Annotated in this window: 6 protein-coding genes; 2 read left to right on the top strand and 4 right to left on the bottom strand. The window is 66.3% G+C overall.

Annotation, left to right across the window (positions count from 1 at the left end; all coding sequences use genetic code 11):
* The first annotated feature begins 604 nt into the window (after window positions 1-604).
* A complete protein-coding gene (locus tag ABD52_RS34360; protein WP_052165556.1) occupies window positions 605-3,079 on the top strand; it encodes an EAL domain-containing protein in 2,475 nt (824 codons plus the stop codon).
* Here the strand turns inward: ABD52_RS34360 and ABD52_RS41790 are convergent.
* Complete coding sequence (locus tag ABD52_RS41790) at window positions 3,017-4,042, bottom strand: DUF6545 domain-containing protein (RefSeq protein ID WP_082171438.1); 1,026 nt, start codon at window positions 4,040-4,042, stop codon at window positions 3,017-3,019. The two genes, ABD52_RS34360 and ABD52_RS41790, sit on opposite strands and share 63 nt — an antisense overlap.
* A 184-nt stretch (window positions 4,043-4,226) precedes the next feature.
* On the opposite strand from ABD52_RS41790, the gene ABD52_RS34350 reads away from it, so the two are divergent.
* Window positions 4,227-5,060 carry an SAM-dependent methyltransferase gene (locus ABD52_RS34350; RefSeq protein WP_030500431.1) on the top strand — a complete coding sequence of 278 codons (834 nt, stop codon included), beginning with the start codon at window positions 4,227-4,229 and terminating at the stop codon, window positions 5,058-5,060.
* 662 nt (window positions 5,061-5,722) lie between these two features.
* Here the strand turns inward: ABD52_RS34350 and ABD52_RS34345 are convergent.
* From ABD52_RS34345 to ABD52_RS39500, 3 genes are all read right to left on the bottom strand, one after another.
* A complete protein-coding gene (locus tag ABD52_RS34345) occupies window positions 5,723-7,252 on the bottom strand; it encodes a hypothetical protein (protein WP_030500433.1) in 1,530 nt (509 codons plus the stop codon).
* Window positions 7,249-7,653, bottom strand: a complete 405-nt coding sequence (locus ABD52_RS34340) for a hypothetical protein (RefSeq protein WP_030500434.1) — start codon at window positions 7,651-7,653, stop codon at window positions 7,249-7,251. The genes ABD52_RS34345 and ABD52_RS34340 overlap by 4 nt, the downstream gene beginning before the upstream one ends.
* 293 nt (window positions 7,654-7,946) lie before the next feature.
* Window positions 7,947-8,573: a hypothetical protein gene (locus tag ABD52_RS39500; RefSeq protein WP_148062129.1), complete on the bottom strand. Its 627-nt coding sequence runs from the start codon at window positions 8,571-8,573 to the stop codon at window positions 7,947-7,949.
* Window positions 8,574-8,998 lie beyond the last annotated feature (425 nt).

Raw genomic sequence — 8,998 nt, 5'->3', positions numbered from 1 at the left:
CGCCACGTCCGTCGCCGCTGACGATGATCTTCGGGCGTGTTCCGGTAGCCTTCACCTGACAGGTGCCTTCCGTCCGGGATAGATGAGACCCTCAGCAAGTCCTATCTTCCCAGGCCGGAAGGCATCTCCCTTTCAAGATCCACTATATGGACCCGCCCTTAATGAAGGGCTGAGGCTAGCTGCCCTACCGGCGGCTAACCCGCCGACTCGTTGTACTTGCGCACCACCTCGGGCAGCGCCCGCGACGGCAACTATCGGGAAGGCGGTTACGCGTCGCCATCATTGCATCGCACTCCGTTAGTCGGGTTTCGAGCGCAATGGAATCGATCGAAGCCTTCGGCACTCACGGCTAGTCCCTTACTGCGACTCATCTACGGGCTGTCACGCCGCAGCGTCTCAGTGCGCAATGGATGACCAAAACGACTCTTTGGTGTTGAAACGCACCCTTGCGCGGTCATACGTTCCGGCTGGTGTCGATACAGCGGAGAAAGGGGGTGCTGCAATGCGTAAGGGCGTCGAGTGGGGCTGAACGCCCGCTGCTGGGCTGCTACTGTGGACGATCTACTTGGAAGGGCTGGGGCTGATGATCGCGGGGGACTGATTGATGCCGATCCAGCGTGAGAAGTGGGCGCTGGGCCTGTTTACTTCCATCCTTTTTGCTTCGGCGCTGGCGTGCCTCGTGTGGGCGGTTACACATGCGGGGCAGCCGGCGCTCTACTATTCCGTCTACCTTTTCATGGGCGCAGCGCTCATGGCGGTCGGCGCGATCTGCTCGGCGCCGCTTCCACAACGAGTACCGATCCGGATCACCTTGACGCCCACGGCGTGTCTGGTCTGCGCCTCCGCTCTTCCGGTCCCGTGGGTTGTCCTGTGCACGGCGGTTGGGGTCAGTGTGGCGCGGCTGGTGGTGAGCCGTTCCCGGTCCTCGGGCCTGCACAAGACGATCCACAACAGCAGCATGGATGTGGTCACTGCGGCAGCGGCCGGGTCGGTTATGTATTCCTTTGGCCTTCAGCCCGGTTTCTCCGAAGCCGATGTAGGCGACCCGAATCTGGTTCGGCACATGATCGCGTTCCTTACGGCGGCGGTGGCGGTACTGGCGCTGGAAGAACTGGTCACGATCACGACGGTCAGATTGGCGACAGGGCGGCCGTTCCTGCTTGTTCTACGCCATCTGTGGCGGACTCGCCTGATCGTTGCCGTTGGGGAGATCGTCACCGCAGGTCTTGTTGCGGTCGTTACCGGGCTTGACCTGCGAGCGTTGATAGCGCTGCCGACGGTGATGCTTATCGTGCACCTCGCGTTGACTTATCGACTTCAGATCCGCGAAGAGCGGCGTGCTTGGGAGGACCTGGCGGTGCTGAGCGATGCACTGTCGGCGCGTGACCTCGACTTCGTTCTTCGCACCGCCGCAGCCGGAGCGGTAAGGCTGTTCGGTGCTCGGGCCGCTGACATCGAGATCGATGGCAGCGAACGGCTGGTTCGTGCTGGTGGCGACGCTGGCGATGCGCGGGTGGTGTACGACGGGCCGGCAGCTGACGCTCCCGACATCGTCGAGTCGCGGCCAACGGTGCGGTCCGAGTTCGGGGACAACGCGACCGGGCTGCACGGTGTGGTGCGGCTGTATCTCGCCGGGGTCGGTGATGAACTGTCAGCGCGGGAACGTGTCACCCTACGAACTTTCACTGCGACCCTGGCGACGAGTCTCGACAACGCGCACGCGTACGACCTGCTGGAGCAGGAAGCGCGCCGGCATGAGGTGGCAGCCGCCCAGGATTCGGACACCGGTCTTTGTAATCGCAGAACGCTGCTGGCCCGCGTCGCCGAGATCGCCACCGGGACGTGCCATGTGGTCGCGGTTCGCCTAGAGAACTACGACTTTCTCGCGGACCAGATCGGCAGGGATGCGGCTCTGACGCTGCTGAACGAACTTGCCGGAAGGCTGTGCCATGCCCCAGGGGATCCGGGCTCCGTCGTTGGACGTATCGGCGACGCCGAGTTCGCCCTCATCATGTGGGCCGTGCCGCGGGACGCCGCGTACCAGCGGGCGTGCTGGACCGTCGCGGCACTACGCCGCCCGGTCACCACCGATCGGGGCATGCTCAACGTCCGGGCCAGCGCAGGAATGACATCTGGTGCCGCCGCCGATGTCGCGGAGCTGCTCGTCGCCGCAGAACAGGTGATGTGGCGGGCTATTCGCCGGGGGCAAGACCGTTTGGTGTCATATCACACTGGTCCTGCATACGGCCGCGCCCTGGACCGGGACCTGGTCGACGCACGGATGTCGATCGCGTACGAGCCGATTGTCGACCTCACCACCGGCAGCATTGTGATGATGCAGTCCGTGCCGCGAATCCTCTACTCACGGCACGATGTGCTCGTCGCCGACGAGTACATCTACCAGCTCGTGACGAACCAGGACGGCCTGGAAGCCCTCGCACGAAAGGTGCTCACGCGATCCCTGTCCGCCGCGGTGACCTGGCGGGAGGCGCTGCCGCACGTCGCGCTGGTGGTGCCGGTGCCCGCACGCGCCCTCACCCCCAGATTCGTCGACGGGCTCCGTGATCTCCTGCGCAACCACGCTGTGGCGGGGTCATCTCTGGTACTGGAGCTGGCGCAACCTACTGGCCTGCCCGGCCGCGACGTGACCGACCTGCTCCGGCAGTACGGGGTGCGGCTGTTGCTGGGCAGCTACGGCAGCATTCAGGGCAGCATTCAGACGCTCAACGCCGCCACTTGGAGCTTCCTCCGGCTCGACCCGGCCTACGCACTCGACGCCGGTTGGCGGCCGGCGCAGGCTGTCATCCGCGCGGCAGCCGACCTCGCCTTCGACCTGGACCTCGCGGTCATCGCACCCGGGATAACCGTCGAAGAGGAGCGACACGAGTTGGCGAGGCTCGGCTGCGCACTCGGCGGTGGGCCATTGTTCGGGGGCGAGATGTTCCCGAGTCAAGTTCGGAATCACGCCTCGCTGTGGCAGCCGACGGCCTTGCACGACGGGGCGCAGATCGTGCGCTTACACCGCACGCGCTGGACGACCAGGCCGCGTCGCGCTGTCTGGCAGCGGCATGACGGTTAGACCACGCGCCAACGTCGCAGGGGGAGAGGCCTCGCTGGTATCGGCGGACGCGATCACCGGCACCCAGCAGTCCACCTCGGCGGCGACGAGGGGCGAGTCATGCAGAGCGCGAGACATCCTGGCCAGGCGGCGGGCCTCAGCCCGCACGTCAGTCACGTCCAAGGGCGCGGCGACGAAGGGCGAATCGTCAGCGAGCGGCAGCGCGGCCTGGCGCCGACGCAGCGCGACCGCTACCGTCGCTGCTTCGGCGACTGCAGCTACAGCAGCAGAATCGAGCCGGTATCGCAGGGCTCGCCGCTCCGCGCTGTCGTGAACCTGTCCACTGCACCACGGTCTCAGCAGCCGCAACGCGTCGTGGACCTCGATCACCCGTCGATGGCGGTGGTGTCTACCACCTACCTCTACTGGGACCTGCTCACCCGTGCTCGTGCTGATGATCTTTGCGTCAGGCATACCCGCCCGCAGCGTCATCCACAACTGGGTGACGTGCCAGTCCGCACGAAGGTCCGTCCATCTCCGCGATGACCAGAGCCTCAACGGCATCCGCGAGAGAGCTGCTACCTGCCGCGTAGAAGGTTCGGCGGTGCTGCCAGCGGCGTGGGCCATCTGCTGGCACAGCAGGTCAGCGGCCAACTCGGCTTCAGCCTCTAGCGCAGCATCGACGTCTGCGTGTAGGGCATCGCCGTCGTGATCGAGGACCAGATGTGCGACCTCGTGTAGAACCGTCTGCGCTCGCGCGAGCGTGGGCAGCGCTGCGTCGATGATGATGTAGTCGGCTCCGTCGAGCCGAACGAGTAGACCGGGCGGATGCTCGGCTCCCAGTCGTTCACCGCGTATGTGTAGGGGGCGGCCCCGAACACCCCCGATGGCCTCGCACCACGCGTCCACCGTGTACGGAGCGGGCGGCGGCGGCACGCCAGCCTTGCGCAGACGTCGTGCGAGACGCGCCCGAGCCCAGACCATCCACACCTCCTGACACTACGATCAGTGCCGGACCAAAGGTCAGAGTGTAACGCCCGAACGGTTACCTGCAGGCCCCCTGATCATGAGGGCCCACCGAAATGAGCCTGTTCGACTAGGCTCCGCCTCCACAACGGACGGCGCCGACGGCGTGGCATCACAGGTGCGCAGGGACGGGGAAAGAACAGTGGCCGAAACACAGAAGGATGCACACGGCGCCAGCGGTGGCCGCGCTACCGTCGCACGAATCTATGACTACCTCCTCGGCGGCGATCAGAACTTCCCCGCAGACCGCGAAGCCGCACGACAGCTCGTGCAGGCTGTTCCCGACGCGGCCGACATCGCCTGGTCCAACCGCCTGTTTCTGCGGCGCGCGGTCCGAGTGCTGACCGAAGCGGGCATTCGACAGTTCCTCGACCTCGGCTCTGGCATCCCCACCCAGGGCAACGTGCACGAGATCGTCCAGGCGGTCGACCGCACCAGCAGAGTGCTGTACGTGGACATCGACCCCGTCGCGGTTGTCGCATCCAACGAGCTCTTGATGGGCATCCCGGGCTGCCGGGCCATCGAAGGCGATTTCACCCGTCCCGACCTCATTATCAATGCCCTCCACGAGGGTGACCTCGCCAGCGTGATCGACCTCGACCAGCCCACCGCGCTGCTCTATTGCGCGGTGCTGCAGCAGGTGCCCGACGATCGGATCGATGAAGTCGTGGCACCAATCCGTGACCGGCTTGTCCCCGGCAGCGCGATGGTGCTCTCGCACCTGAGTGCGGCGGCTGTTACGGACACATATAAAGAGTCGAGCGTGTCAACGGCGAAGAGTGTGTTTCGCACCCAAGCGGCAACCGAGATCACCCTCCGCACAGACGCGCAGCTCACCGCGCTCTTCGGCGACTACACGCTCATGGCGCCAGGCCTCGTGCCGCTCGGCGAATGGCGACCCGAGTTGAGCGAGCCGGACCCCTACGCCGCGACGCCCGCGCGTTCACCGATGCGGGGTGCCGTGGGGACCAACTGACCGCTGAGACCAAGACGGGCGCGAGATCGGGAGCCGAATGTCCTAGGCGCTCGCGATACTGGCGGCTATGGCAACCGGAGCGACCTGCCCACACTGCGGCTCCACTGGAATGCGCGCCCTGCCTGCGGTGCGCGCAACGGGGGCGCGAGTGGCGCGTACGTCCACGACGACACTGGCGGGGGAATGCTCGCCGTACCCAGCCGCAGTGCCACGGCGTCGTCGAGCCTTCTGGCTGTGCAACTACGGCCCCCTCCTCACCCCCGTTCGGCGTTGCGGCCATCGGCAGTAGCAGCAGCATGTGCGGGAATCGTGGTCTTCATCAGCTACGGGCTGCTGGCCGCACCATCGCCCTCCGCGCAGGACTCTGCTGCGGGTATGTTCGCAGCGGCGGTTCTGGCCGCTGTGGGCGGCGTCGCTGGGTTGCTCGCGGGTGTCCTCCGGCACCGTGCCCAGGGATCGCGCGCGGTGACAGAGCGGGCGATGTGGGTGTGGCGCTCAGCGTCCTGGTGTCGAAGCTGTCACCACGTGGTCCTGCTGGTCCCCGGCGCTGACCGTCGGGTCATCGTGAGCGCGGAGCACGCCTACCAAGCGGTTCGCGACCTCGCGCGAGCGGATGCCGCTGGGGCCCTCCGGCCGGCTCGCTGAGGATACGGAAGGTACACCTAAAGTCCCGGCCCGTTGAGGCCCTGGTGGTAGTCAAGCAGTGGCTCGTCGGCCTGCTGCTGCGCGATGGTGGTTTGCCGGTGGTGGGGCTGGAAGCGCGATTGTTGGAACGGCTTGTGTGACCGGATCTGCAGAGGATGCTGGTCTGGGATGGCGGGAGTCGAAGCTGTGACTGCGCTGCGGCGAAGTCGGGCGCGCAGTTCACGGCGGCTTGCTTCGTTGGGAGGGTCTGACTCGTTGATTCCGGGGAGGGCGGCGACACCGGCTTCGCGGGCCATCCAGCTGGCGTGGCTACGTAGTTGGCTGGTGGCGCTGCGTAGCACGATGCCTTGTGGGCTGGCTGGGCCGGCCTTGATCCAGAGGGCTCGTCTTGCGGGTTCGCCGGCGAGTGCGGGCCGCTGTCGGGGATCAAGTTCGAGGAAGGCGCCGCGGTGCAGGGCGGCCAGGGCTGCGCGGTGGACGAGGGTGGCAAAGTCGGGCATCCTGGCGGCGAGCTCGAGGCCAAGGGTCAGCCAGGCGGCGGCGTCGGGACTGTTCCGGAGGGTGTCAGGGTCGCGCCAGCCGCCGTCAGGGCGTAGCTGCTTGCGGAGCCAGGCTTCGGCAGCGGTGAGAACGGCGGGTCCGATGCCGGGCTCGGGCCTGGTGAGGCTGTGCAGGTGGCCGGCAGCCCGGGCTGCGATACGCCAGGCTCCGGCGAGGGAGCCGATGGCGCCGGTGTTGGTGCGGTCGTCTGCGAGGCCGACCAGGTAGTCGGTCTCGTAGGACAAGGCGAGACCGGTACGGGTGAGTGCGTTGAGGTCGGCCGCGGTGAGGCTGCCGTGGTGCTGCACCAGCCAGGCACGTGTGACGTCCATGGCGGTCAGGCAGTCGGCTGGGGAGTTGAGCGCGGTCCATCTCTCTGCGAGGTCGGTAAGGGGAGGAGGCTGGAGGTGGTAGATGGGGGTGCGCCCGAGTGTGCGGCGGATGGCGCTCGCGGCGGGGTATAGGACGGCACTCGCGGTGCGGGCGTCGGCTATCGCGGTGCGCACGATGGGTTGGTGGCTACCCGCGGTGTATCCGGCTTCCAGCCAGCCGGCAAGGATGCGATCAGCTTCGCTGGCCGCGCGGGCGAGTTGGGCGAGGTGCGTAAGGTTCTGAACGCGATTAATCCCGGCCAGAATCGCGTGGCCTTCCGAGGATCGGGGGCGTCCGCTTGCTGGGTCGAAGTGGCTATTCAGGATTTCGCTGGCGGCACGGGCAGAATCTGCTGCCTGGCGCAGCGCGACCGCCACCGGATGAATGGAAGGCGGCGGCAGAGGAAGATCGGATGCCGTGGTTTGGGTAGCCTGTGAGAGCAGTCCGCCGAATTCCGTTTCGTCTCCCCTTGCGGTGAGGCGGGCCACTTGCCGCTCGATTGCCCTGTAGAGATGTGTGCGGGCGATGGCTGCGGCGGCGTAGTCAGCGATCCCGCCGGGGTCTGGGTTCTGGAGGGTGACTTGCACGGTGGCCAGAGCCTGAGCGGTCTCGTCGAGATGATGGCCGTAGGTCACGGCAGTTCCTGTAATGCGCGGGCGATGTGCTGTGCGACTGAGCTCCACGTCAGCCGTCGCCACGGTGGCTCGCTGTCTCGACCGGCGGCGGAGGTGTACAAGGCAGCCAGTGTGGTGAGCAACGCGCGGAGTGGTTGGCTTATGGTTGCGGCGGCGTCCTCGTCGATGTCAGATGCGTCGAGGGGAAGGATCAGCTCGCCGGGCAGGTCTTGGGTGAGCCGGTCGATACCCTCGGCGATGCTGAGGCTGGCAAATGTCCATCGGTCCGGATCGTCTTTCGCGACGGCGGCAACGAAGTCTGCCACTTTATAGGCGATCACAAGAGCGCTAAGTGCCTCAACTCCGTCGGGGTCTGAATCGTCGGTCAGAATCCGCTGTGCGTAGAGGATGTTTTCGGTCATATGGCTACCCTGCCCTTCGCGGGTGTGGGGATCAACCGGCAGTTGCCAGCCTGTGGATAACGGGGACCTGTTCCACAGATCGTGTTGCTCTTTACTTGGCGGTTCACGGCGGTGCGCACCTGGCTCTGCGGTAGGGCTCGCATGCGGTCCTGATTAGCGTGACCTGACGCTGCGTGTGGCGGAGGGTGGCGAGATCGAAATTCGGTCGCAGTTCGACGTTGGTCGGTTCCCGGAATGAGTGGGAGTGCCACTCCGGCAGGTTTGCTGCTGCGAGAATTGCGCTGGGCCGATGGTCAGCTGGCTTGGTTCCAGAGGTCGCGTAGTGGCACCCAGGAGGAGCCCAAGTCCTCCGACCAGTAGGCGAGGAAAACTCCCGCGATTGGCTGAGTCGGGTCGCTCCACCACACGGCCACGACGACTTGCCCCGCGCGCTCTCCCGATGGGATCTCGTAGGCGTACTCGATGTACTGCACCTTGCGGGAGCCGCCGGGAGCGATCCGATCGACCGGGGGAGTGGCACCGGGAGCGAGCTTCGGCGCATTTGCAGCCTGCGCCCGGTACCGGGCCTGTGCGCGGTCGCGGTCAGCGAGGGTGTGGTAGGAGATCCAGTAGGTAGTGATGAAGCCGGCCGTGCAGCGTGTGCGGCTCTGCTCGCCGGTGCTGCGTTGTGGACCGCCGCTGCTGACATCAGTAATGCAATCGCTGACCGTGGGTAGCCACGGCTCGGCGAAGTCGGCGATGGCCGGGGCCGGGAAGCGAGCACGATTGAGCGCTGCTTGGCGCCGCGCCAATGGTTCACGCGTGGGCGAATGCGAGGAGGCCACTGCGGGTGGCTTGTCGTCGTGCGGCTGGCTGCCCCACCAATTAAGACCGAACGCGGCGGCTGCGCCAGCAAGTGCGACGGCCACGCCCACGGCCACTGCGAGAACGGACCGCGGGGACTGGCGCCGAGATCTGGTTCTGCCGGTATTCACCGCGGGCCCTGCGTCGTTCAGCACGCGTCGAGCGCCGGTGGTGCTGGTCGGACTCGTCCGTACGGGTGGGACGGCAGGCGCCCGGCCAGGTGCGGTGGCTGGCACGTCACCGTACGAGACCGGCCAGATTGCCTGGTCCGGGCGCTGCTTGGTCAACGATCAACTCCTCCCGTTCGACCGCCGCCATCCCTGCGGTTACTGCCGTTGGTGGCGCCCTGGCTCATCGAGCCGTCGACGGCCGGCGACGACTAAGGCGTGTTTCAGAAGTCGTGGTGGCCGGTGAAGGTCGCGGCGTGGCGGTGATCGACAACTGAAGAGGTCTCCGGTATCTGGTTCTGCGACCAAGCAAGAACTTCATACCGGAGACCTCG

The sequence above is a fragment of the Micromonospora sp. RV43 genome (assembly GCF_001029515.1).
GTDB classification, from domain to species: Bacteria; Actinomycetota; Actinomycetes; order Mycobacteriales; family Micromonosporaceae; genus Micromonospora; species Micromonospora aurantiaca.
Note: the sequence above shows the minus strand (reverse complement) of the source record. Positions and strands in the feature narration are given on the sequence as shown.